General features: G+C 67.1%; 26 protein-coding genes. 9 read left to right on the plus strand and 17 right to left on the minus strand.

Translation table 11 applies throughout. The annotated features are described in order from the left end of the window. Positions 1-2 precede the first annotated feature (2 nt). From VZL07_RS25045 to VZL07_RS25105, 13 genes are all read right to left on the minus strand, one after another. Positions 3-1,322 (minus strand): hypothetical protein, encoded by a 1,320-nt coding sequence (locus VZL07_RS25045; RefSeq protein WP_426750170.1) that lies wholly within the window; start codon positions 1,320-1,322, stop codon positions 3-5. Between the two features lie 9 nt (positions 1,323-1,331). Then, positions 1,332-3,932 carry a hypothetical protein gene (locus VZL07_RS25050; protein WP_426750171.1) on the minus strand — a complete coding sequence of 867 codons (2,601 nt, stop codon included), beginning with the start codon at positions 3,930-3,932 and terminating at the stop codon, positions 1,332-1,334. A 3-nt stretch (positions 3,933-3,935) separates the two neighbouring features. After that, a complete protein-coding gene (locus tag VZL07_RS25055) occupies positions 3,936-4,184 on the minus strand; it encodes a hypothetical protein (protein ID WP_426750173.1) in 249 nt (82 codons plus the stop codon). A gap of 14 nt (positions 4,185-4,198) precedes the next feature. After that, a complete protein-coding gene (locus VZL07_RS25060) occupies positions 4,199-4,591 on the minus strand; it encodes a hypothetical protein (protein WP_426750174.1) in 393 nt (130 codons plus the stop codon). A gap of 34 nt (positions 4,592-4,625) precedes the next feature. Next, positions 4,626-5,057, minus strand: coding sequence for a phage tail tube protein (locus VZL07_RS25065; protein WP_426750176.1), 432 nt, complete (start codon positions 5,055-5,057; stop codon positions 4,626-4,628). A 12-nt stretch (positions 5,058-5,069) separates the two neighbouring features. Next, positions 5,070-5,519 (minus strand): hypothetical protein, encoded by a 450-nt coding sequence (locus VZL07_RS25070; protein WP_426750177.1) that lies wholly within the window; start codon positions 5,517-5,519, stop codon positions 5,070-5,072. A 20-nt stretch (positions 5,520-5,539) separates the two neighbouring features. Then, positions 5,540-5,944 (minus strand): hypothetical protein, encoded by a 405-nt coding sequence (locus tag VZL07_RS25075; RefSeq protein WP_426750178.1) that lies wholly within the window; start codon positions 5,942-5,944, stop codon positions 5,540-5,542. Beyond that, on the minus strand, positions 5,941-6,261 hold the full coding sequence (locus VZL07_RS25080) for a hypothetical protein (protein WP_426750179.1): 321 nt from the start codon (positions 6,259-6,261) through the stop codon (positions 5,941-5,943). Before VZL07_RS25080 ends, VZL07_RS25075 begins: the two co-directional genes overlap by 4 nt. After that, on the minus strand, positions 6,261-6,908 hold the full coding sequence (locus VZL07_RS25085; protein WP_426750180.1) for a hypothetical protein: 648 nt from the start codon (positions 6,906-6,908) through the stop codon (positions 6,261-6,263). The genes VZL07_RS25080 and VZL07_RS25085 overlap by 1 nt, the downstream gene beginning before the upstream one ends. 12 nt (positions 6,909-6,920) lie before the next feature. Continuing rightward, the gene (locus tag VZL07_RS25090; RefSeq protein WP_426750181.1) at positions 6,921-7,355 is read right to left on the minus strand and encodes a hypothetical protein; all 435 of its coding nucleotides are present in this window, start codon (positions 7,353-7,355) and stop codon (positions 6,921-6,923) included. Between the two features lie 68 nt (positions 7,356-7,423). Further along, entirely contained in the window at positions 7,424-8,611 is a 1,188-nt protein-coding gene (locus VZL07_RS25095) for a phage major capsid protein (RefSeq protein ID WP_426750182.1), read from the minus strand. Between the two features lie 69 nt (positions 8,612-8,680). After that, on the minus strand, positions 8,681-9,691 hold the full coding sequence (locus tag VZL07_RS25100; protein ID WP_426750183.1) for an HK97 family phage prohead protease: 1,011 nt from the start codon (positions 9,689-9,691) through the stop codon (positions 8,681-8,683). Positions 9,692-9,709: 18 nt separating this feature from the next. Next, complete coding sequence (locus VZL07_RS25105; RefSeq protein WP_426750184.1) at positions 9,710-11,065, minus strand: phage portal protein; 1,356 nt, start codon at positions 11,063-11,065, stop codon at positions 9,710-9,712. Positions 11,066-11,197: 132 nt separating this feature from the next. Between VZL07_RS25105 and VZL07_RS25110 the strand changes: the two genes are divergently transcribed. Both VZL07_RS25110 and VZL07_RS25115 read left to right on the plus strand, forming a co-directional pair. Next, positions 11,198-11,644 carry a hypothetical protein gene (locus VZL07_RS25110; RefSeq protein ID WP_426750186.1) on the plus strand — a complete coding sequence of 149 codons (447 nt, stop codon included), beginning with the start codon at positions 11,198-11,200 and terminating at the stop codon, positions 11,642-11,644. Beyond that, the gene (locus VZL07_RS25115; protein WP_426750187.1) at positions 11,634-12,299 is read left to right on the plus strand and encodes a nuclease-related domain-containing protein; all 666 of its coding nucleotides are present in this window, start codon (positions 11,634-11,636) and stop codon (positions 12,297-12,299) included. Before VZL07_RS25110 ends, VZL07_RS25115 begins: the two co-directional genes overlap by 11 nt. Here the strand turns inward: VZL07_RS25115 and VZL07_RS25120 are convergent. From VZL07_RS25120 to VZL07_RS25130, 3 genes are read right to left on the minus strand one after another with little or no spacing between them, the layout of a single operon-like run. Then, positions 12,296-13,813, minus strand: coding sequence for a terminase large subunit domain-containing protein (locus VZL07_RS25120; protein WP_426750188.1), 1,518 nt, complete (start codon positions 13,811-13,813; stop codon positions 12,296-12,298). The two genes, VZL07_RS25115 and VZL07_RS25120, sit on opposite strands and share 4 nt — an antisense overlap. Next, the gene (locus VZL07_RS25125) at positions 13,803-14,390 is read right to left on the minus strand and encodes a hypothetical protein (protein WP_426750190.1); all 588 of its coding nucleotides are present in this window, start codon (positions 14,388-14,390) and stop codon (positions 13,803-13,805) included. Before VZL07_RS25125 ends, VZL07_RS25120 begins: the two co-directional genes overlap by 11 nt. A gap of 18 nt (positions 14,391-14,408) precedes the next feature. Then, positions 14,409-14,936 (minus strand): hypothetical protein, encoded by a 528-nt coding sequence (locus VZL07_RS25130; RefSeq protein WP_426750191.1) that lies wholly within the window; start codon positions 14,934-14,936, stop codon positions 14,409-14,411. A gap of 413 nt (positions 14,937-15,349) precedes the next feature. Here VZL07_RS25130 and VZL07_RS25135 point away from each other — a divergent pair, with 413 nt between their 5' ends. The 7 genes from VZL07_RS25135 to VZL07_RS25165 all read left to right on the plus strand — a co-directional run bounded on the left by VZL07_RS25135 (position 15,350) and on the right by VZL07_RS25165 (position 18,199). Next, positions 15,350-15,736 (plus strand): response regulator, encoded by a 387-nt coding sequence (locus tag VZL07_RS25135; protein WP_426750193.1) that lies wholly within the window; start codon positions 15,350-15,352, stop codon positions 15,734-15,736. 30 nt (positions 15,737-15,766) lie between these two features. Next, entirely contained in the window at positions 15,767-15,949 is a 183-nt protein-coding gene (locus VZL07_RS25140) for a hypothetical protein (protein WP_426750194.1), read from the plus strand. Between the two features lie 32 nt (positions 15,950-15,981). Then, a complete protein-coding gene (locus tag VZL07_RS25145; protein ID WP_426750195.1) occupies positions 15,982-16,398 on the plus strand; it encodes a hypothetical protein in 417 nt (138 codons plus the stop codon). A 97-nt stretch (positions 16,399-16,495) separates the two neighbouring features. Continuing rightward, the gene (locus VZL07_RS25150) at positions 16,496-16,885 is read left to right on the plus strand and encodes a hypothetical protein (protein ID WP_426750196.1); all 390 of its coding nucleotides are present in this window, start codon (positions 16,496-16,498) and stop codon (positions 16,883-16,885) included. Between the two features lie 43 nt (positions 16,886-16,928). Then, positions 16,929-17,390 carry an NlpC/P60 family protein gene (locus VZL07_RS25155; protein ID WP_426750197.1) on the plus strand — a complete coding sequence of 154 codons (462 nt, stop codon included), beginning with the start codon at positions 16,929-16,931 and terminating at the stop codon, positions 17,388-17,390. Between the two features lie 54 nt (positions 17,391-17,444). Continuing rightward, positions 17,445-17,984, plus strand: a complete 540-nt coding sequence (locus tag VZL07_RS25160) for a TrbC/VirB2 family protein (protein ID WP_426750199.1) — start codon at positions 17,445-17,447, stop codon at positions 17,982-17,984. Between the two features lie 35 nt (positions 17,985-18,019). After that, on the plus strand, positions 18,020-18,199 hold the full coding sequence (locus tag VZL07_RS25165; protein WP_426750200.1) for a hypothetical protein: 180 nt from the start codon (positions 18,020-18,022) through the stop codon (positions 18,197-18,199). 190 nt (positions 18,200-18,389) lie between these two features. On the opposite strand, the gene VZL07_RS25170 is transcribed toward VZL07_RS25165, so the two are convergent. Then, complete coding sequence (locus VZL07_RS25170; protein ID WP_426750202.1) at positions 18,390-19,532, minus strand: Fic family protein; 1,143 nt, start codon at positions 19,530-19,532, stop codon at positions 18,390-18,392. Between the last annotated feature and the right edge of the window lie 1,193 nt (positions 19,533-20,725).

Genomic DNA, 20,725 nt, shown 5'->3' on the forward strand with positions numbered 1-20,725 from the left:
TCTCAAGGTGCCTCCTGGAGGGTGAAGGTGAAGTCCTCGCCCTGCACGCGCAGGGGGCCATCCCACCACTCCAGTGCCTCGCCCTGGCCGGCGTCGCCCATGACGACGACGGCCCGGTGCAAGCCGGTGCCGGTGGCGCGGTGGTACGGCAGAGGGCCAAAAGGGGCGCCCGCGTCGCGCCATGGCACCAGCCACGCCGCCGGCACGGTGTAGGGCAGCGCGACCAGGTCGCTCACCACGACGGGGTCGTTGGTGGGGTTGAGAAAGCCACCTGAGACGCCGGCCCGGTGGCGCACGGTGAGGGCACCTGCCTCGTCCACCTCTGCCAGGCCCACGGTGCCGGGCAGGCGGAACGGCGCAGTGGCCGCGTACCACGGCGCCACCCACGAATTGGGCACCGTGTACGGCAACACCACGAGGTCATCCACGAGCAGTGGCGCGTTGTTGGGGTTGCCGATGCCTCCGCCGCTGCCCGAGGAACACAGCAGCGTGACGGCCCCACCGGGCAACTGCGTGTAGTCACCAGTGGCGCTGTAGAGCGCCCCACCGTTGGGCGGAGCGTTGTTGACGCCCCCGTTGCGGCTGATGTTGACGCCTGGCCGGTGGATGTAGTGCGTCCACCCTGCGTCGGTGGACAGCCGTGCCCAGTAGGCCACCGTCCACTGTATGCCGAGGCCCGTGGGCCAGCGCACCGTCCCCCCAGCGCTGATGGAGGCGCAGCGGCCGAAACGGCCACTGGTCACGCCGGCCGCCACCGTCCCGGTGGTGCCCGAGGCCGCGAGGCCCTGCGCGCTCGTCAGGCCCTCCTCGAACGTCCAGGTGTGCCCCTCCGGATTGGGCACCACCGCGTCCACATACAGCGTGCCGTCCGCTCGCTGGACGTAGTGCCGCCAATTGGTGCCAGTACCATCCGCGACGCGGGCCCAGTAGCCGACCGTCCACGCCTCGCCGAGCTGCGTGGCCCAGCTGACGGTGTCGCCGGCATTCAGCCACAGCCCGTAGGCCTCGTACCGTCCACTGTCCGGCAACACCCACGGCGCTCCGACGGTGGACGGCCACAGGCCGCGACTCGACAGCATGTTGCCGGCGAAGTCCCAGGAGTCGCCCTCGCCGTCGATGAGCGCGCGCAGCGCCGCGGCCTCGGCGAGGGGCAGCGGGCCGGTGCCGGCCTCGTAGGCGTAGAGCTTGCGCCGCGCCGACGAGCGCGGGAAGCCGTTGAAGGTGCGCACCTTCTCACCCAGCAGCACGGGCGAGTAGCGCAAGCCGCTGGACAACGAGACGGGCACGGGGATGCCGGAGAGGGCGAGGTAGGGGGAGGGCATGGCGGAGGCTCAGGTGCTGCGGAAGGCGAAGCGCTGGGAGAAGCGCTCCAGGGTGCGCTGCACGCTCCGCGCTCCCTCTTCCAGCGCCTCGTCGATGTCGTAGCCGGTGATGTAGTTGTTGACGACGACGGTCGGCTTGTCTGCCATTGCGGCGCCCGCCTTCGTGTAGCGGTTGCGCGGGTCGTCCGGTTGCTTCCAGTCCGGCAACGGGTCCCCAGCGCGATTGCGCCGCACGCCGTCCCAGTCACTCTGGGGGCCGTGCGCACCGCCGGAGGGCTCCGGCCTGGGCGGCGGCTGGCGCGTGGGCTCGCTGCTGGGCCCGTCCTGCACGTCCTGGGACTGGTACCGGCGCAGGGCCACCTTCCAGGCGTTGGGCACGTTGTTGAGGGACTCCGTGGCCTTCTGGAGGGCCTCCGTGTTGCGCAGCACCTCCGCCGTCTCGCGCGCCTTGGCCTCGGCCGACTCCCAGGTGAGCTCGTTCAACGCCTGGAGGGACTCGCCCATGGCATCCGTGTCGACCTTCAGCCGGTCCATGCTGTTGGCGAACTTCTTGAGCGAGTCGATGCCGAGCCATTCCACGGCCTTGCTGATGCCTCGGATTACGGCCTGCACGGCGCTGATGATGCCGTTCCAGACGAACCCGATTCCTTGAGCCGCGGCGAGGATCACCGATGCGACGAATTTGAGCACGTCGAACAGTCCCTTGAGGACGGGCCCGGCGATGAGGTTGATGGGCGCCATGATGGCCAGGAAGGCCTGTGCCAGCACCGAGAGCAGCGGCGTCAACCCCTCGAAGAGCTGTCCCAGCAGCACCAGTGGTGGCACGAGCGGCTCCACGAGCTGGCCCAGGGTGGTAAAGACAGGCGTCAGTACGGATGTCACCGCGTCGATGACGGTGAAGATGGCCCCGAGGAGGGGCTGCAGCGGCACAAGGATGCTGCTGAGGGCCTCGGCCACGTGCTTGATGATGACGCTCACCATCTCCATGAGCGTCGCGAAAGCTTCCGACTGGACGAGCAGCTCACCGACCACGGCGCCGATGGCACCCATGGGGCCACCAGCGGCCATGCCCGTCGTCGCGATGTCGACCAGAGACGAGATTTGAGACATGGCCCCAGCGAACCGGCTGGCCAGCGTGGCCTTGGCCGCGGCGATGGCCTGGCGCGTCTCGTCCATCCACCGGCGCATGTCGTCGGAGAGCCGGCGGAAGGCCTGGTACCCAGACTCGTTCGCGGCCATGGTCGCGTCGTGCAACTCCTGCCGCGACTCCTTCTCCATCTCCAGGTTGGCACTCGCCTCGTCTGTGAACTCCTGCACCTCCTTCTCGAACTGCGCGAAGGCGGCGGCTGCGGCCGCTCCCTCGAAGTAGTCCGCGTTGGCCACCTCGCGGCGCGTGGCTTCCCCTTCCTCGTTCTGGAGCTGGGTGAGGCTCTTCTCCGAGTAGTCGTTGCCCGGCTGGCGGATGCTCGCCTGCCCCTTGGCGAGGCTCGGCACCATGGCGGCCAGCGAGTCCAGCAAGCCCGTCAGCCCCAAATCATCGAGGAGCTTTCGGGTGCCTTCGAGTGACTTGGTGAAGCCGAACGCGACGCCCTTGCCGACGTCAGTGGCGATGCCGGCGACTGAGGTGCCGAGGGATGAGAGGGCGTCAGAGACGGCCTGGGCACCCGCCAGGGCCTTCTCCTCGAGGAACGAGGCGCCGTCCTTGAGGTCCTTCAGCAGCGAGGCGCCGGTGACCTGCTGCGCAGTGTCGAGGGCCCTGTTCAACCGCCCCATCTGCATCGTCTTGGGGAGCGCCTTCACCAGAGGGCTCATCGCCTTGGCGGCCATGCGGATGAGCCACGCCATGGTGTCGAGCGCCTGGGCTGCCATGCCCTGGACGGTGCTGGCGAGCCCCTTGAAGGCGGCAGTCAGCAGCTCCCAGACGCGGGTGGCCACCGCGCCGATGCTGGACAGGATGCTCAGCACGGAGTCCCGGAGCCCCGTGCTGGTGTCCGTCCATGCGCCGTAGACGCTACCGGCCAGCAGCGTGAGCCCCGCCACTGCGGCGGCGATGGCGGCCGCGGGCGCGGCGACGGCCGCGAGGGTGGGGCCCAGGCTCGCCAGCATGGTGGATTGCTGGAGGCTGCTCAGCACCTTGATGACCAGGCCCACACCGCCCGCGAGGCCCTCCACCACACCCGCCAGCTTGCCGATGATGCCGATGGCCAGACCGACGCCAGCCACCCACGTCGCGAGGTCCGCTGCTCCACGCTTCATCGCAGGGGAAAGCTGTTGGAACGTGACGACCAGGCGCTCGAAGAAGTCGGCGAGCCGACGCACAACCGGGAGGAACAGGTCGCCAATGTCGGCGGCCATGGTGTACACGAGCTCCTTGAGCCGGCCGACCTCGTCTTTCAACTCGTCGTTGGACTCCATGGCGACGGCCACGGCGCCCGCGATGCCCGCGGCGATGACGGCACCGAACTCGCCAATGGGCTCGGCGACCTCTTTCACTTCCGCCGCGGCCTCCTTCAACTCGCTGACGAGCTTGTCCAGCGACTTGAGGGCCTCGCCGATGCTCGCCGTGACGACCACGTACAGGTCGCCAACCTTCAAGCCGCCGCCGGACACGGGCTACTCCTTCGGTTTGGTGGGCTTCGGGCCCACGCGGTAGATGACGGTGCGAGTGGCCTGTGTTGCCTGCCCTCGCATGGCGCTGCGTGCAGGCGCGGCGGTGGGGGCCGCCGCCGTCTCCTGCCGCTCCTTCACGGCTTCGGCTTCAAGCTGTCCGTAGGCGACCAGCCCGAGCAGCTCGTCCTCGTCCCACGTGCGCACATCGTTCGGGCGTTGCCCCAGTGCTTTCGCGGCGGCGAAGACGAGCACCTCCCAGGGGTCGCTTAGGAGTTTCCCCGGGCCTCCTCGATGTCCTCTTTCAGGCTGCCCTTGAACGCGAGCTGCGCGTCCTTCATGACGTCCTCGAACCAGGGCGCACCCATGATGGTCTCGACGTCCGCAGATTCAGCCGGGTCATAGAGGCGCAGCTTGGACGTCGGGTCGTACATGACGGTGGCGACGCAGCGCGCGACGAAGCGCAGGCCTCCCTCCGCCGTCGTAGGCTTGTTGGAGGCGTCGATTTCCCCCGCCGACTCGGAGAGCTTCATGGCGGCGAGCCGCTCCTTGTGCGACGGCCTCCGGAGCTCCACGGCGTCTCCGTCCACGTCGATGGTCTTGAACAGCTTCCGGTTCTTCTGGGCGAGACGCTGCTTGAGGGTGAGTCCTTCGTGTTCCATGGCGCTGACTCCTTCGGTGTGACGGGGTGTTGGCTCAGAGCGGGCTGGGCGCGCCCTGGCCGGTGAGGGTGGCGGAGACGGTGACGACGTCCGTGGAGGTGCGGCCCTCCTCGTAGGAGGACACCTTCACCGGGTAGCGGTGGCCCTGGCTGCCCGGGGCGGCGTCCGCGTCCTCGACGATGAGCAGGTAGACCGTCTCGTTCTGCAGGAAGGCGTCACGCAGCAGGACATGCGTCGGGTCGTTGCGCATCAGGTGACCCGAAATCGGAATCTGGAAGCTCTTGGACGTCGTCATCGAGCGCTTCCAGCCGCCGTCCTGGCCGAGGTAGCCGATGTCCACAGAATCTGCGGTGAAGTTCACGGGGGCATCAGTGATGCCGTCCATCTTGTTGGTGGGGGACGGCGCTTCGGTCGCCTCCTCCGCAAGGTGGATGGCATGGATGAAAGCGATAACCGGGTCTGCCATTGGGCGGTGCTCCTATCGACGGGGGAACTGCTTCTGGAGGAACGTGGCCAGCACCTGCGCGACGCCCTTGCGAGCGATGGAGCGCGAGCGCCGAAACGCCTTCTTCAAGAAGTGAGGGGGCGGCCTGATGATTTGGTCTCCCCAGTGGAAGCCCTCGTGAATCGGACCTGCGGCGGGGTGTTCAAACCCAGCCGTCCACGAAACGGAGAGCCAGTGGTTGAGGTTGTAGTGGGGGCCGGAAATGAAGCCGGTGTCGGCGAGCGGTGGTTCCGGGGGCCCCTCGCGGGAGGTTCGCGCCTCCGCTCGCTCATCGGGTCCGCGGCGCGGCACCAGGAACGTGGCGAAGTCGAGCGTTCGACGCATCGAGTCCCGCAGGGGGAAGTCCAGCGCCTGCAGCACGTCCTTGGGCCGCTGTCGCAAGCGGACGAGAGCGGAGGCTTTGAGCTGAACGCGGACGGGCATGCCCCGTAGAAGGGGCGGCGCTACGCCGAGTAGCGCGCGGCGAGGTTGAAGACGAAGCGGGGGCCGCCCTCGCCGTCAGGGCCCATGTAGTACGGGCCCGCGCCTTCGCAGCGCACGTCCACGTAGCCAGGCACGCGCGCCAGGTGCAGCGCCGTCCAGCACCGCACCGCCAGTTCGCGTGTGGCCGTGTAGCTGGCGCGCGGGCCACGCACCACCACCTGGACGTCCGCCGACAGCACACCGCGTCCCGTACCCAGGTAGAGGCCTCCCTCGCCGCCCGTGTGGCGCACGCAGACGAAGCGCGGCGGGGCGCTGGTGGGGAAGGGCCCGGGGTAGAGGGTGGGCGGGTTGGTGGTGGTGGACAGGCCCAGTCCGGCCGCCTCCAGGTGCGCGGCCAGCTCGAGCTCCACGTCCCTGGGCGTCACAGGTACACCTCGTAATGGTCCACGGCGCCGGAGAGGGCGTGGCGCGGACTGCACCGCAAGGGCTCCCTGCCAGCGTTGAAGTCGTCCGGGCTGGTGCCGGGCGGGTACACCCTGTCCTCGGGCTTCACCTCCACGCGGCACCACATGATGGCCTCGGAGACGCGCTCGCTTCCGTCCGCGGTGACGAGGCGCTTGGTGGCGCCCTCGTAGCGGCAGGGGTGCAGCTCCGGCTCCGCGTACTCGTGCTCGCCGCGGGCGTTTGTGCGCTCCAGGCGCTCCAGCCAGAATGTCTGGCGCAAGGCGTGGCCCATGAGCATCAGCGAAGCCTCCGGTAGGGGGTGAGCATCTGCCGGGCGGTGGAGGGGAGCGCGGCGCGGCCTCCGCCCTCGCCGGCGAAGTAGCTCATGGACGTGCCGCCGATATTCTCCGAGGCCACGTCGCCGGGCTTCCCGTCGCGGGAGAGGGCCGCCATCACGGCCTCCACGCCGGCGAGCTGGATGGCCGCCGGCAGGTCCACCTGCAGCGTGCCGTCCAACGCGGCCTGGCCCGGCGTCACCCAGCCCGCGTCGTAGGTGACAACCACCTCGCCGGTGTCGCGCGCCTCCAGCGGTGTGGGGGACACGCCCGCCGACCAGGTGCCGGTGAAGGGCCAGCGCGAGGAGCGCGCCACCAGCCTCCCCATGAGCGCGGACTCGAGCGCGTAGGACTCGGCGTCCAGCTCCACGCCACGCACCTCGACGCGCACCACCTGGCGGACGGCGCCGCCAGCGAGCCAGAGGTACGGCCCGCCCGTGCTCGCCACCGACTCCACCACGCCCAGTCGACGGTGCAGCGGGTAGCCGACGTAGGCCGCCACGGCCTCAGACGCGGCGGTGATGAAGAGGCCCAGCCGGGGCCCCTCCACCGCGGTGCGCGCGGCGAGGGGGAGCAGCTCGGCCGTCAGCAAGTCCTGGGGCGCGGGCATGGCCGTGTCACCTCACAGCGGCAGGCGCTGGCCGCCGCCGAAGACGAGGGTGGCGCCCGCCATGACGGTGGGCGAGGTGCCCCCGGTGAAGGTGACGGCCTCGACGACGCGGAGGAAGGAGTGGTCCACAGTCGCGTACTGGAGGTTGAAGTCCTTCTCGGCGCACGTGCCGGCCGCGGTGACGACGAGGACGACGTCGGCGTCATCCATGTCCTTCAGCGGCACCCAGCCATCCGTGCCGTTGGGGCTCGTCTGGACGGTGTAGCTGACGCTGGTGGCGGAGGGCGTGCCGGCGACTTCGCCGACGTTGGCCACCAGGACGCCCGACTGGTAGCGGCTGACGTCCAGTGCCGCGCCGTTGCGCGTGCCGGCGCCCAGGAGGTCCGGGGGCAGGGCCTGGTTGGCGGCATGGATGAGGTGGCCGATTTGTGTGTTGAGAGGGTGCATGTGCGAGGGCTCCGTGAGGGTGGAAGGAAGCGGGCCGGCCGCGTGCTGGCGCCGGCCCGGTGCGCGCATCAGTAGGTGACGCCCGTCTTCTCGGCGAAGGCCTCGGCGTGGCGCAGCAGCCAGTCCACCTGGGTGATGCCGCGCATCGTCACCATGTCCGAGGAGAAGTCCGCGCCGTCCTCGCCCACCTCCACCTCGAGGGGCACGGCCTCGCCGAGGATGAGTTGCGAGGCCAGGCCGAAGCCGATGACCTGGTCATCGTTGAGGGTGGTGCTGCGGAAGACGGGCATGCCGTTGAGGCGCGGGTTGCGCAGGTCGCGCAGCTCCGGCCACACCCAGCCCGCCGAGTCGCGCAGCGCGCGCAGGTGGAAGTACGTCTTCGGGCTCATGTAGTAGAAGCCCGAGTTGCCCTCCAGGCCCCCCGGAACCTCGGCGCTGTCCACCACCTGCACCAGCTCGTCCACGTCGGCAATCTTGTTCTCCAGCGTGGTGCCGGCGATGGGCTTGCGGTTGCCGTTCTTCATCTGCTGGCGCAGGCCATTGGGCTTCTTCGGGCCCTTGCCCTTGATGCCCACCTGGTCCACCTCGAGGCTGATAGCGGCGGCCATGTCCTCGCCGGCGATGGCGGTGGCGTCCATGTTGCCCAGGCGCAGCAAGTCGTTGCTGATGGGGCACAGGGCCATCAGCTTGTGCGCACCCAGGCTGATGGCGCCGTCGGTGGGGTTGGACTTCTGGACGGGCTTGCCCTCGGCAGTCCAGTACACGGTGACGCCCTGGCCCAGGGTGCCCATGTTCAGCTTGGCGCCGTAGCCGCCGATGGTGCGCGCGCCCGCGGCCAGGAGGATGGAGCGCGGGCGCAGCACCTCCACCAGCTCCGAGCTCCACGTCTCGCGCGTCCACAGGCCGCCCTGCTCGAAGACGCCGGCGAAGAGGCCAGCCGCCTTCACGCGCTCCATGAACTTCTTCAGCTCGCCCATGGACTCGGCCTTGCCGTGCCGCTCGGCGCGGGCCAGGAAGGCGGACTTGAGGCGGTAGCCGAGCGCTGCGGCCAGGCGCTTCTCCTTGGGGACGTCGAGGAGCAGGTCCTTCGCGTTGCTGGTAACAGGCGCCTGGGGCGCGTTGGGGCGGCTGGCGAGGGCGGACTCGACGCCCTTCACCACCGCGACGTCCACCGCCCGCTGGAGGGTGGGCGGCAGGGCCGGGGCGGCGGTGGTGCCGGACTTCGACGTGAGGGTGGGCTTGCGCTTGCGCTTCATGGTGGGTGACTCCAACGAATTGGGTGGGGTGCTACGGAAGGGGACTCAGCGCGTCAGAAGGGGCGGCGCTCAGCCGCGCAGCAGCTCCACGTAGCCGCGCAGGTCGGCAGGGGAGAGGGCCTTGGCCTGAGCCGGCGTGAAGCCGAGGTGCTTCACCACCTGGGCGCGCAGGGACTTCGCCTCCTCCTCGGACAGCTCTTCCTCGTCCTCCAACTCGTCCTCGGACAGCTCCTGCTCTTCGTCGCCCGGGGGCTCCTCGTCGGACTTCGACTCCTCGTCCTCGGGGGCCTCGCGCTCTTCGTCCGGGGTGTCCTCGGAGAGGGCCTGCTCGTCCTCCTCAACGTCGCGCTCCTCCTCGTCCGGGTGCGCTTCGTCGCCGTCTCGCTCTTCGTCATCGGGGGCCTCGCGTTCCTCCTCTTCGGCCTCGCCCTCGGACAACTCCTCGTCGTCCTCCAGCTCGTCGTCGGACAACTCGTCGTCGGACAGATCGTCGTCGTCGAGGTCGTTCTCCTCGTCGTCGGGCAGCAGCTTGTGGAGCTTCTTCACCTCGGCCTTCAACTCCTCGAGGGCGCCCTCCACCTTCGCGCGGAAGGCCAGCCCGGCGGCCCGGTACTTCTTCTCCTCGTCCTCGTCCACCGCCTCTGCGGAGCGCAGGCGCACCGCGTCCTGGTTGCCGGCGATGTTGACGATGCTGACCTCGAGCACCTCCACCAGGGGGAAGTCGTAGCCGCCGTCCTTGTTCGGCACCGGCTCCGTCTCGCAGGGCACGAAGCGGATGGAGCACTGGTCCAGCGTGCCCGCCTTCACCTTGGCCGCCACCATCTTCGAGGTGTCACAGGCGCCGTCGAAGACGGGCTCCATCACCCACTCGCCAGCCTCGCGGAAGCACCGCGCGTAGCCGATGGCCGGGTTCCATGAGTCGTGGTTCCACAGTAGAGGGGTGCGGAACTCCTCGCCCTTCGCCTTGATGGCCAGCACCCTGTCCTTGTGGCGGTCCAGGTTGGTGGAGGTGATTCGGAACACCGGGCCGGATGCGCCTTCGGTGGGCTTCGACTCCAGCAGCTTGCGGTAGCTTTTCATGCCCTGGAGAAGGGGCGGCTACACGCGTCCCTCTTCGCCCGTCCTGTCCCTGGGCGGCTCCGGGGTGGCGTTGGCGGAAGCGCTCGCGGCGTTGTTGCCCCCGCCGCCTTGGCCCGGCAGCGGCGCGGGCCGCTTGCCCTCCAGCTCCGGCAGCGGCTCGTAGCCCGCGAACTCGCGCTGCTCGTTGAAGGTGAAGGCCTCCATGATGGGCGTTGTCATCGCCCTGAACACCCGCTCGAACTCCTGGGGGCGCGGGTCCTCGTAGTCGAGGATGACGTCCGCGTCGATGAGGGGCACCAGGCGGTGCTGGAACCACGCCAGCAGGAACTCCAGCCGGGGGGCCACCGCGTACTCGGCCAGGTGGTACTTGGCCGCCTCGGACGTGCTGCGGTTGGAGCTGCTGGTGTCGCCCACCAGCTCGGGCGGGACGTTGTAGACGTGGCGCACGTAGGAGCGCAGGGACTTCGCCAACTCGTCCGCCTGCAGCTCGCGGTAGTTGATGGCCACCTGGGCCAGCGTCACCCCGCCGGGGGTGAACCACACCTTGCCCGCGTTCTCCGGCCCGCGGAACTCCTCCTTGAAGCGCTTCTCCAGGTCGTCTGCGGCCTCCTGCCGCTCGAAGTCCTCGCTCTTCGAGTCGAGCCCCACCACGGCGTGCGGCAGGCCCCCGCGCTCGAAGGTGCCCTTGGTGGCCTTGTCGATGGCCTCCATGGTGTCGAGCTGGTCGCCGAGGGCGGTGCCGCGCCCGACGCCGCGGCCGAGGGGGTTCTCCGGGTCCAGGTGCTTGGGCCAGAGCATGTGCTCGGCGGGCACGTAACCGGAGAACTGGCCATAGGAGAGGGCGAAGTAGGGGCGGCCGGGCTGGGGCGTCATGTGGACGCAGTGCGGGGGCACCGGCTCCCAGCCCACGGGCCGCCCGTCCTGGCCCAGGCGCAGCCACATGAAGGTCTCGCCCACCAAGTCGAGATGCACTTGGAGCAGCTTGCGCAGCTCGCGTCCGGGGTACTCGGGATGGGGGGACTCCAGCAGGCGCAGCACCTCGTGCTCAGGCAACTCCACCAGCTCACCGGCCTGGGTGGCCTCCTCCAACGCCTTGCGCCGCTCGTGCCTCGCGGCGGACTTCCAGCGCGCGTCGTAGCGCTTCACGCCCCCGAAGCCCACGCGCTTGTAGGCCTTCCACGTGGGCGTTGCCACCGCGTCAGCCACGGTGTCCACGACGGCGCGCAGCCAGCCATTTTCCCGGTAGGCGATGAGTACCTCCCGACTCCCTCTCCTCGGGCCGAAGCTGAAGACGGGGAGGGCGTGGACAAGGGGCCCCCGGGTGGTGGGCAGCACGCCCAGGGCTTTGAGTGCACGGCGAAGAAGCGCGACCATGCCCCATAGAAGGGGTGCCCCTTGGTAGGACCTCACTGGGGCTAGTAGGATGCCTAGGTGATCAAGGAGGCAATGTATGGGGTGTGATGACCTTCATGGCTTTGGCACTTGCCGGGAAGTTGGTCATATCTAATGGCGGATGGAACGATCGGTCAGCAGCCAACGGGAGATTTGAATGTTACGACAAATGAGGGGGAGATTTACCAGGGCGGAAAGCTCTCGGGTATCGCTGTTGGCGATATTCTAAATAACGAGATTGCGGTTCGGATGGTTTTGAATGAGTTGAATGTTGCGCTCCGTGAGCGTTCTTCATTGGAGAATCAGGTGGATGCTTTGCGAGTAGGGCAGGCCGAAGACAGTAAGAATCTGCCCGTCTTCATTGTTGCTGCGGTGTTGAATATGTTGAGCGTCGTTGTGGTTGGTATTGGCGTGAACTATGTGACGACTGAGAATCCGCCGAAGGGCGCTGGTTGGATTCTTCTGGTTGGCGTTCTGATGTCGATTGTGACTGCTGTTACGCCTGCGATTCTTACTGCGCGCCGTCAGCAGGGTGAGAATGGAGGCGGGAATGCCAATTGATAAGAAGGGGGTCGTGTATTGCGTAAACCATCCGCGCCACCCGATGACTCGGAATTCCGGCTTCAGTGCAATTACGGCTGTGGAAGCTACGAATGTTGGAGTGGTTTTCAATGCAAGTCGAGGTATTCCGGTTGTTGTTTTTTACTGTGGCGAGTGTGGATATGTTGAGTCCTACGCTGCGAGCAAAATGCCGGGCTGGAACGAGTTTATTCGGGATAGAAGCGAGGAGACGGATGTTTCGCGCGTATTTGAGTCTGAGGTCTTTGAGGCGTTGGAGGTGATTGGTGGGCGTGTTGGGGCGCAAGCTGTTGAGAGGAATGTTAGTGTTCACGTGGGTGGCGTGTTGCGTGAGATTGATGTGGTGATGTATTTGGAGCATGCGGTTTATGTGTTTGAGGTGAAGTCGAACAACTCGGCGGGGGTTGTGGGGATGGGGGCATTGCAGGCTCGGGATGCTGCTAGAATGCTTGCTAGATTTAGAGATCCGCGAGCTGACAAGCGCATCATTTATCCTGTGTTGGTCGTTCCTGCCGGTGGGAAGGTGACGAGTCTGGCAAAGGCGGAGGAGGTTCCCGTGTTGAAGTACAACTCGATGGAGCGGCGGTTTGAGAATATTGAACTCGTTTTTGGTGGGCTGATTGCGGCGGGGGGTTAGGTCGTTTCGCCGTTAGTCAGGCCCGCTTGCGCTCGTTCAGCGGCGCCCTCGTTCTTCCGGCGCTTCACGACGTACTTGAAGATGGGCCAGCACATTGCGTCCACGCGATCGTCGCGCGCATGGCCGCCTTCGGCGCCGGTGAACTTCGCGAGCTGCTCCTCGAGCTGCTTGTGCTTGCCTACCATGTGGACGAGGCCCGCCTCTGCCAGCATGGACACGGGGGCGGCCCGCTCGGCCTTCGACTGCCGGGCCCTCTCCGTCTTCACCGTCACCCTCGCGACGCCCCGGATGGTGTGCCGCACCATGGAGCCGCCCGTGTTCGTCTCGGCGAATATCCACGCGCGGGGGCGCCCGCGGCTGTCCTTCTTCGCGAAGGGCTCCCAGGCGCGCAACGCGTCCACTGCCGTCCTCGCCCACTTGCTGGGCTCGGGACTGCGGCAGGAGAGGTCGGCGAGCACGTAGACGTGGTCCAGCCCGTCGCTCTCCTGGCGCACGCCCAGGGCGACGATGCCATGCATGTCCGCGTTCTTCTTCTCCCCGGTGGCCGGGTCCACGCTGATGACGATGAAGTCGAACTCCTTGGGGCGGTGCTTCGGGGGGATGCGTGGCGTCTCCCAGTCCACCTTCCGGAAGAGATTCGGGTCCAAATCGAAGGCGAGTTCGCCCAGGAACTCGCGGCGCCCCACCGTCGAGGCGGCGGCACGCCGCGCCTGGCGGATGTAGGCCGCGTCCAGGTTGGCCGCGTTGTCAAAGGTGGAGGAGCGCGACAGCACCAGGCCCTCCCTGTCCTTGAGGATGGTACGGAAGAGCTGCGTGGGCGCCGGCGTCGTCGTAATCACCTTGCGGCTGGAGAGGCCGAGCTGGCGCATGCGCTGGGAGGTGCCGCGGCCGACGCGGCAGCACTCCTCGAAGACGCCCTCCGGGTCCTTCTCCCAGGCCACGATTTCGTCCAGCCACTCGAAGGTGTAGCCGTAGCCGCGGAACTTGTTGGCCTTCGCGGCCGGCAGGTAGTCGGCCACTACGCCGTTGGGGAAGATGAGCTGCTTCTTCGACTTGCGGTGCTCGGGCCGGAACCAGGGCGGCGCCAGCGTGAGGATGCCGGACGGGCCCTCGAGCTGGTTCTTCTGAATCTCCGTGTACGTGGGGCCGACGATGAGGATGCGGGCACCCGGGTCCTGCCGGGCCTCGCGGATGACGGAAGCCGCGCCGGCGTGCGTCTTCCCGGCGCCGCGGCCGCCCAGGAGGAACCAGACGCGCCAGCGGGCCAGGGCCTCGTCGACCAGGTCCGGGGGCTGCTGCACTGGGCGCAGGGAGAAGCCCGGCTCGTAGTGGAGGGTGAGCAACTCCTGGGGCGTCAGCTCCAGGCGCGAGGCGAAGCCCTCGACGGTGCCGAAGCGCTCGCGCAGCTTGAGGGCCAGCCGGTCCAGCTTCGAGTACCGGCCGTGCGTCTCGGGGCGGAGGATGGGGAGCCCTTCGAGCAGGTCCCCGCTCTCGGTGACAACCTCACTCTTCATCGTCCTCTTCCTCGTCCGTCACCTCGGGGGCTTCGTCGGCGTCCGGGGACTCCGCGCGCGAAGCCTCCGTGAGGAAGCGCTCCAGCTTCTCCACCAGCGCCCGCTGGGCGTCCTCCGGCTTCACCAACTCGAAGGGGCCCTGTCCGTCACCTGCCGCCACGGTGCGCTCGCGCTCGGCTCGGAACTCGCGGTCCGCGACGCCCAGGCGCCACCGGATGACCTTGTCGTTCATGGTCTTGTCGGTGATGGCGTCCGTGGAAGCTTCAATGAGGCTCATCTGGTACTCGGCCTCGGCCTTCTCCACGTCCTGCACCAACTCCGTGTAGCGGCTGCGCTTGCCGGCCTCGATGGCGTCACGCCCGCGGCGCAGCCAGTTCTCCAGGTGCTTCGCACTGGTGCCAGCGAGGGCGGCTGCCATTCGGCGGGTGGCGCCTCGCCGAAGCCGGGCCACCACCTCCGTCTGAATGGCATACGTCAGCGTCGAGGCCGGCCCGGAGTACTTCGCGGGCCGGCCACGCTTGCGCTTCGGCGGCTTGCCGAGGGGCTTGTCTGGGTCGAAGCCGCGCGCGTGAGACATGCCCCTCAGAAGGGGCGACTACTCGGCGCCGCAGGCGAGCTGCTTCGCGCGCTCCACGAGGGCCACCAGGTGGGCGGCGGCCTTCTCCTGGTGCTCACCGGGCACGCGCGTGCCAGCCTCGCCCAGGGCGTTGAGCGCCCCCGCGCAGGCTGCGATGGCGCCCGACACCTCCGACATGGTGACAGAGGGGCGCTCGAGCTTGGGGCCGATGCGCTCCAGGGTGGACTCCAACGCTTCGAGGGATGCGATGGCCGGGCCGGTGTCGCAGGTGACGTCGATGTGCAGGTCGCCCACCTTCATCGGCTGGCCGGCGCCAGCGCCTTCGGTAGGCGGGGCATCCCAGCCGAGGGCATGGAGCGCCAGGCGAATGACCTCGGCAGGGCCGCCGCGCTCATGGGCCCCGCGGGCGACGGCTTCGAGCATGTAGGCGGTCCGCGTGGTGGGCTTGTCGGCGAAGAGCGCGAGGCCGGAGCCCTGGACCTGGGCACGGAACAGCGGGTGACCGCGGAGCTGCTCTTCGATGACGGAGAGGGGAGGGGTTGTCATGCCCCGTAGAAGGGGCGCCAGCGCTCGCCACGCCACTGGAGCGCGAGGAACATCCAAGCCCAGGTGCAGGGCCGGAGCGTGCGTCAGCGGCCCGCCAGGAACGCGAGGGGCCCAGAAAAGTGGGGGGTCTGCCCTCAGTTCCCCCTCGGAAAAATCCCGAGAAATTCCGCAGCGCGAGATTGTCCCGCGCCGAGCAATCACGTTTTGGACCCACCTCCCCGGTTTCCCACCCCGGGGCACCCCTACCTACATTCACTCTCACTGTAAAACCACGTTGTCACACATGTGCGTGTAGGTGTGGCGTCCGCTTGCCAAACGCACCCTCCGGCATAGAGGATTCTCTGGCGCTGAATGGGGAGATTCCGACCTATGCGGGAAGTCGGCAGTGCCGCCGCTGGAGCGTGGGAGGAACCGTGACAACACCACGCCGCTGTCATGTCGTTGTGATTGAGGACAGTGCCGACATTCGTGAAGCGCTCCAGGAAGTCCTCACCGACGAGGGCTATTCGGTGAGCGTCGCTTCCAATGGCTTGGAGGGCTACAAGCTCCTGTCCGCAATACGGCGCCCCTGCCTCATCCTTCTCGACTGGGTGATGCCCGTTGTAGATGGCCGCGAGTTCCTGGTCCGCCTTCGCGCGGACCCTACGCTGGCTGCATTGCCGGTGCTTGTGCTGACGGCATGCACCATTGATCCGGCGCCACAAGGGGTCCAGGGACTGCTCTACAAGCCTATGGACCTGGATGTGTTGCTGGCTGCGATTGACCGACACTGCCCGGCCGTGGACGCCTTCATCCCCTGAGGCGCGCCGAGCACGCCCCTTCTCGCGGGCATGGCCAAGACCACGGACCAGAAGCTCGCCCGCCGCATCCAGGAGAAGACGGGCGCCTCCTATGCCAAGTGCCTCAACCACACGCGCGAGGTCCGCGCCTCGGTGCCTGACGGCCCGGACTATGTGGAACGCTGGTTCATGGCGGCGCTCCATGCGTTGAACGCACCCAGGGGCTCTCGCTGATTCCTTTGTGAGCGCGCCCCTTCTGACGGCGCATGACCGTCCTGCTCGCCGTCGTCGCCCTCGTCCTCGCAGTGGTGCTCTTCGTTTTCTACCGCCGTCTCCAGGACGCCGATTACTGGCGTGCCCACTGGAGCCGGCGCTACGCCGAGCGGGATGCGGAGCTGAGCGCGGCCCTGTCGGACGGGCAGGAGTTCAGGGCCAGCGTGGAGCACGCGCTCCGCACCCTTTGGCGCCGCTTCGAGGTCGTGACGCCAGAGGACAGGGCGGCAGTGGCCGTGCTCCGAGCCACCTTCCCAAGCCTGCCGCCTGGCCGCGACCCGTTCATCAGCGTGGGCGAGCTGGTCGACCTCATGCAGTCCTGGAAGCGCCCCCTCTGCCCGAATTGCCAGGACGCGACCTGCGTCGCCCCGGGCCAGTGTGATGACCTCTTCGGTGGGGATGCGCCGTGAGGGTGAAGAGTCCTCCCCGGTGTCGTCTCTGCGGCAGGCCTCTGGGGCAGTGCTTCTGCCCGACGCTGCCATTTCGCGGCACCCCTTCTGACGGCGCATGAGCACCCCGACCATCGAAACCGCCGTTATCGTCCTGGCGGTGAGCCAACTCCTCGTCCCGCTCCTCCAGGGACTGCTCTCCCGTCGCCAGGCGAAGCACGAGGCCGCCGTGGAGCAGGTGCCGCTGCTTGTGGAGCGCCTGGGCACGGTGGCTGCCGATGTGCGGGACATCAAGGCGGACTTGCGCCGAGTGGGGGAGCACGACTCCCTGCTCAAACAGGTGGACCTGCGCCTCAAGGCCCTGGAGTCATGGCAGGCGGAGGCCCGCCCCCAGCTCGCCCGCGCGTCGAGCGAGGCGCACCTCCTCATGGGCGAGCGCAGCGCCCGCCAGATGCAGCACGCCGCGAACGTCGCGGCAACCCAGGACGCGGGCCGCACGCGTCCGTGAGCGCCGCTTCTCCCGGGGGCAACCCTTGCCTTCGGGAGTCCCTATGGCCAGCTCGCAGCGAGCCCAGTTTCTCACCCTCGTCCTCTCTCAGATGAACTCGCCCTACAGGTGGGGCGGGAAGGGGGAGCGCGACCCTTCCACGGGCCAGCGCGTCTTCGATTGCAGTGGTTTGGTGACGTGGGCCCTGCGTGAGGTCGGCGGGCCCGACTGGCGTTCGACGCACCACACGGGCCGCCTCTGGGCGGAATGCGCTCGCGTGTCGCCGGCCGCCGAGCTGCTGCCCGGGGACCTGGTGCTGTACCACCGCCAGGGCGACCCGGTGACGCCGGAGCACGTCATGGTGGTGGTGGGCGGTGGCGTCGTGGTGGGCGCCTCCGGTGGTGGAAGCCGGACGCTCACCCTGGCCGACGCGGCCCGCGACGATGCACGCGTGAAGGCGTTCAGCAGCTACGACTACCGGGCGCGGCGCATGTCTGGCTTCAGCCGCCTGCCGTTCACCTCGTGAGGCGAGCGCCTCTTCTCCTGGGGGCTGTCAACCTCGAAGTCCCCAGGAGCACCCATGAAGCACCGCAAGACCCTCATCGTCTCCGCCGCCCTCGGCGTCCTCCTCACGGCCCCCATAGCCCTGGCGCAGGCGGCTGGGAGCGCCACCGGCGGCATCCTCGACACCATCCTCGCGTCCGTCCTCACGCCCGGCGGCATCGCCACCGTGCTCGGCGTCCTCGTCACCGGCGTCGGCTTCATCTGGGGCGGCGACTGGCTCAACGAGCGGCGCAAGCGGCGCATCGCTTTGGCCGCGTACCACGCCTACAACGTGGTGGAGGACATCGCCGCGGAGAACCCCGAGGACAACGGCTGGGACAAGGCCGCCCGCGGGCTCCAGGTGGTGGACGAGTGGATGCGCGCCAATGGTTGGCGTCCGCTCAAGCCGCACGAGCAGGCGGTGGTGCAGCTGAGCTTCAAGGCCATCCACGGCGAGCAGAAGGCCGCGCAGAAGGCGTCGCGGTCCACGGATGCGGCTGCCCTCGCCGCTGCGCACGCCGTCACCAGCGCGGGCCTAGCCCCGGTGCTGCCGGTCCCTCAGACGCCCCGCGGGTAGCAGTGTCCGCGGGGCTCTCCCGTGTCCTCTCCGACGTGCCCGTTCGGAGCGGCTACCTGGAGGCCCAGGCCGGCGTGTCCTCGCTCTCCGGAGCCTACGCGCGCCTGGAGGCGGGGGCGCGGCTCCTGCCCAACCTCGGGCTATTCGCTTTCGGTGAGGCCAACGCACGCGAGCGGATGGCGGGCGCGGGCGTTCGGTGGACGTTCGGCTGGTGAAGTGAGCCGGCCCGCTTTCAGAACACTGGGGCGGTCCGCAGTGCGTGTCTGCCTGGGGCGGTGCCACCCATGGCGCCGCCCCAGGTCGCACCGGGCTCATCTAGCGAGTGGGACAGGCACTGATGCATTTGCAGGATGCCGCCGAAGCCTGCGGGTAGGCTACGTAATTACGAGCGTCAGCCGGGTCATTTCAGCCGTTCGACGCACTTGCTGGCGCAGGCGTTGCGACTTGTGGCTGCGGCGGCATGGCGTCACCATGGCCAGGCATCTTCCCCCTTCGGTTCTGTGGCTTGGTACGAAGCGCCGTGTAGGCGTCCATGAGTCGCAGCAAATATGCATCCACTTGCTGTGTGCTCTCTGGAAGGAAGGCAAGCACGGCTCTCTTGTTTGCGAAATAGGTGTCATCTTTCCTAAAGATGAGCTTGTCTTTTTGTAGTTGGTTTAGGTCTCTGGTCAGTGTCTTGGGCGTTGAATGAACGTAGTTGGCCGCCACGCGATGGTTTGTTGTCAGTATCTCGGCGCGAGTTGCTGGGCCCATTTCTGCGAGGGCGAAAACCAATGCCTTCCGACGTGCATCGCCAGCAGTGTTCTTGCCTTCAAATTCACCATATACATGGCTCGTCCATGCAATCTCAAGCTGTTCCATGCGAATTGCGTCAACTTGCATTCGCATTTGGTCTACGAAGCCTTGTACTGCATAGACGATAAACGGCAGCACGTCGCCGCCTGACTTGCTGGCGTTTTCTAGCTCCCGATAATACTGGGTTCGCGTTTCGTTGTAATGGTTGCTGAGTAGGTGTACGGCCGGGGAAGGTAATCCTGCGTCCGTGAGGATTTTGAACTCAAGCATGCGTGCCGTTCGCCCATTCCCATCCCCAAATGGGTGAATCCACGCCAGATAAAGGTGTGCCAGGACGGACTTGATGATGGCGAGTTCTATTGGGCCAAGTATCGGATTGTGGCTCGGGTCGAAGTCGGGACCATTCAGCCAGTCGCACATGCGTTGCAGCAGGTATGCGCAGTCTTCTGCCGGGGGGGCCAGATAGTTGCCTACGCCAACTTTATGGCTCCGCAACTCGCCAGCAACCACGTCTTTCTCAAGCTCAAGCCCATTCAGGACTAGTGCATTGAATTCGCAGATTTCCTCAACAGTGAGGGCATGACTCTCCTTTCGCATGCACCTTTCCCAAACCGTGTTGATAGCGGCGACGACGTTGTCGATTTCCTTGCCGAGATACTCTTTCGATTTGGGAAGTTCGAGGTTTCCGCTGATGCGGCGTGCGACTTCTGATTCGGAGAGGGTGTTGCCCTCGATGGCTGCGGTCGCGAGCACCCCCTTTGTTAGGTAGACCCGATGAAACAGGAGGGCCACGCTGGGGCGGAGAGGAGCCCCGGCTACATGGTCGCACTTTGAACGAGCCTCCCCGAGAAGGAGCCACAGTTGGGCGGGAGCCCTCGTCAGGTCGGCGGAGAACCTCAACCAGGGATGTGAACGCTCGTACTTCCTCATTTTGTCCCTCATTCCCCTCAAAATCGTCGGAAATTTCGCCAATTATATCAGGCGATTGCGCCGCTTTTTTGGGAAATACCCTCGAAAATCGATGGCATATTGACCACATTCTTGCCTCGTGGCAAGGCCCTGTGCAACTCCCCGGCCAGTTGGCGAGGGGGTTGCTCGGCTAATAACCCGCAGTGCGACTGGAGGGCGTGGAGCTCGGTAGGGCCGCGCCTGATGCCTGCCTCCACCACGACACCTCAGTCGTCGTGCGTCCCAGGCCACAGATGACCTTGCTGCCCATCCGCAGCGCGGGCCCGCCGCACCAGCACTTCCGATCTGGGGCATATGGAGCAGGGGCAGGGGCTTCGGCCTCACCGCGCAACTGGCGCAGAGCGTGGGCGTGATCGTCCCTCACTCGCTTGCGGCGGAGTTGCTCGGCAGCCTGGCGGGCGGTTGCTTGGAGGCTCAGGCCGGCGTGTCCTCGCTCTCCGGTGCCTATGCGCGGCTGGAGGCGGGGGCGCGGTTTCGGTCCAACGTCGGGCTATTCGCCTTCGGTGGGGCCAACGCACGTGAGCGCATAGCCGGCGTCGGGGCGCGGTTCACGTTCGGCTGGTGAGGTAGCGCTGCCCGCTCCAGAGCGCCGGAGCGGGTAGTGGTGGGCGCTCGCGCAACTTGCGCAGAGGAACATCGGATGAATATGGCGGGCGAGTTAGTCAGCGCTGTCGGGCTCAGGGTCAACAATGTCCATCACGGCCGGACGGACACGTTTCTTGCCAGAAGGAGACGGTTCGGCAATTTCTTCTCTTGGTGCGCGGACGCGTTGCGCAGGTGCAAATACAGGTTTGTTGCGTGGATTCTCAGTTAGGTAGTCATTGCAGAATTCAGATAGCGCTGATTCCAGCTCAAGCCGAAGTGTTAGCCTGAGCTGAGATTCTGACGTCGTCCCGATTCGATGTGTCTCCCAGGTTGTGGAATGTATGTGGACTTGTCCGTTCCACAGTCTGACAGTCTGGAGAACTCGCACGACG

Origin of the sequence: Pseudomyxococcus flavus (genome assembly GCF_050038885.1) — a bacterium.
Taxonomy (GTDB): domain Bacteria; phylum Myxococcota; class Myxococcia; order Myxococcales; family Myxococcaceae; genus Myxococcus; species Myxococcus flavus.

Coding starts and splice junctions, on each gene's coding strand:
- VZL07_RS25045 (WP_426750170.1), bottom strand. CDS start 1,322: ATGCCCTCCCCCTACCTCGCCCTCTCCGGCATCCCCGTGCCCGTCTCG.
- VZL07_RS25060 (WP_426750174.1), bottom strand. CDS start 4,591: ATGGAACACGAAGGACTCACCCTCAAGCAGCGTCTCGCCCAGAAGAAC.
- VZL07_RS25065 (WP_426750176.1), bottom strand. CDS start 5,057: ATGGCAGACCCGGTTATCGCTTTCATCCATGCCATCCACCTTGCGGAG.
- VZL07_RS25070 (WP_426750177.1), bottom strand. CDS start 5,519: ATGCCCGTCCGCGTTCAGCTCAAAGCCTCCGCTCTCGTCCGCTTGCGA.
- VZL07_RS25080 (WP_426750179.1), bottom strand. CDS start 6,261: ATGCTCATGGGCCACGCCTTGCGCCAGACATTCTGGCTGGAGCGCCTG.
- VZL07_RS25085 (WP_426750180.1), bottom strand. CDS start 6,908: ATGCCCGCGCCCCAGGACTTGCTGACGGCCGAGCTGCTCCCCCTCGCC.
- VZL07_RS25090 (WP_426750181.1), bottom strand. CDS start 7,355: ATGCACCCTCTCAACACACAAATCGGCCACCTCATCCATGCCGCCAAC.
- VZL07_RS25095 (WP_426750182.1), bottom strand. CDS start 8,611: ATGAAGCGCAAGCGCAAGCCCACCCTCACGTCGAAGTCCGGCACCACC.
- VZL07_RS25100 (WP_426750183.1), bottom strand. CDS start 9,691: ATGAAAAGCTACCGCAAGCTGCTGGAGTCGAAGCCCACCGAAGGCGCA.
- VZL07_RS25105 (WP_426750184.1), bottom strand. CDS start 11,065: ATGGTCGCGCTTCTTCGCCGTGCACTCAAAGCCCTGGGCGTGCTGCCC.
- VZL07_RS25110 (WP_426750186.1), top strand. CDS start 11,198: ATGGCGGATGGAACGATCGGTCAGCAGCCAACGGGAGATTTGAATGTT.
- VZL07_RS25115 (WP_426750187.1), top strand. CDS start 11,634: ATGCCAATTGATAAGAAGGGGGTCGTGTATTGCGTAAACCATCCGCGC.
- VZL07_RS25120 (WP_426750188.1), bottom strand. CDS start 13,813: ATGAAGAGTGAGGTTGTCACCGAGAGCGGGGACCTGCTCGAAGGGCTC.
- VZL07_RS25125 (WP_426750190.1), bottom strand. CDS start 14,390: ATGTCTCACGCGCGCGGCTTCGACCCAGACAAGCCCCTCGGCAAGCCG.
- VZL07_RS25130 (WP_426750191.1), bottom strand. CDS start 14,936: ATGACAACCCCTCCCCTCTCCGTCATCGAAGAGCAGCTCCGCGGTCAC.
- VZL07_RS25140 (WP_426750194.1), top strand. CDS start 15,767: ATGGCCAAGACCACGGACCAGAAGCTCGCCCGCCGCATCCAGGAGAAG.
- VZL07_RS25145 (WP_426750195.1), top strand. CDS start 15,982: ATGACCGTCCTGCTCGCCGTCGTCGCCCTCGTCCTCGCAGTGGTGCTC.
- VZL07_RS25150 (WP_426750196.1), top strand. CDS start 16,496: ATGAGCACCCCGACCATCGAAACCGCCGTTATCGTCCTGGCGGTGAGC.
- VZL07_RS25155 (WP_426750197.1), top strand. CDS start 16,929: ATGGCCAGCTCGCAGCGAGCCCAGTTTCTCACCCTCGTCCTCTCTCAG.
- VZL07_RS25160 (WP_426750199.1), top strand. CDS start 17,445: ATGAAGCACCGCAAGACCCTCATCGTCTCCGCCGCCCTCGGCGTCCTC.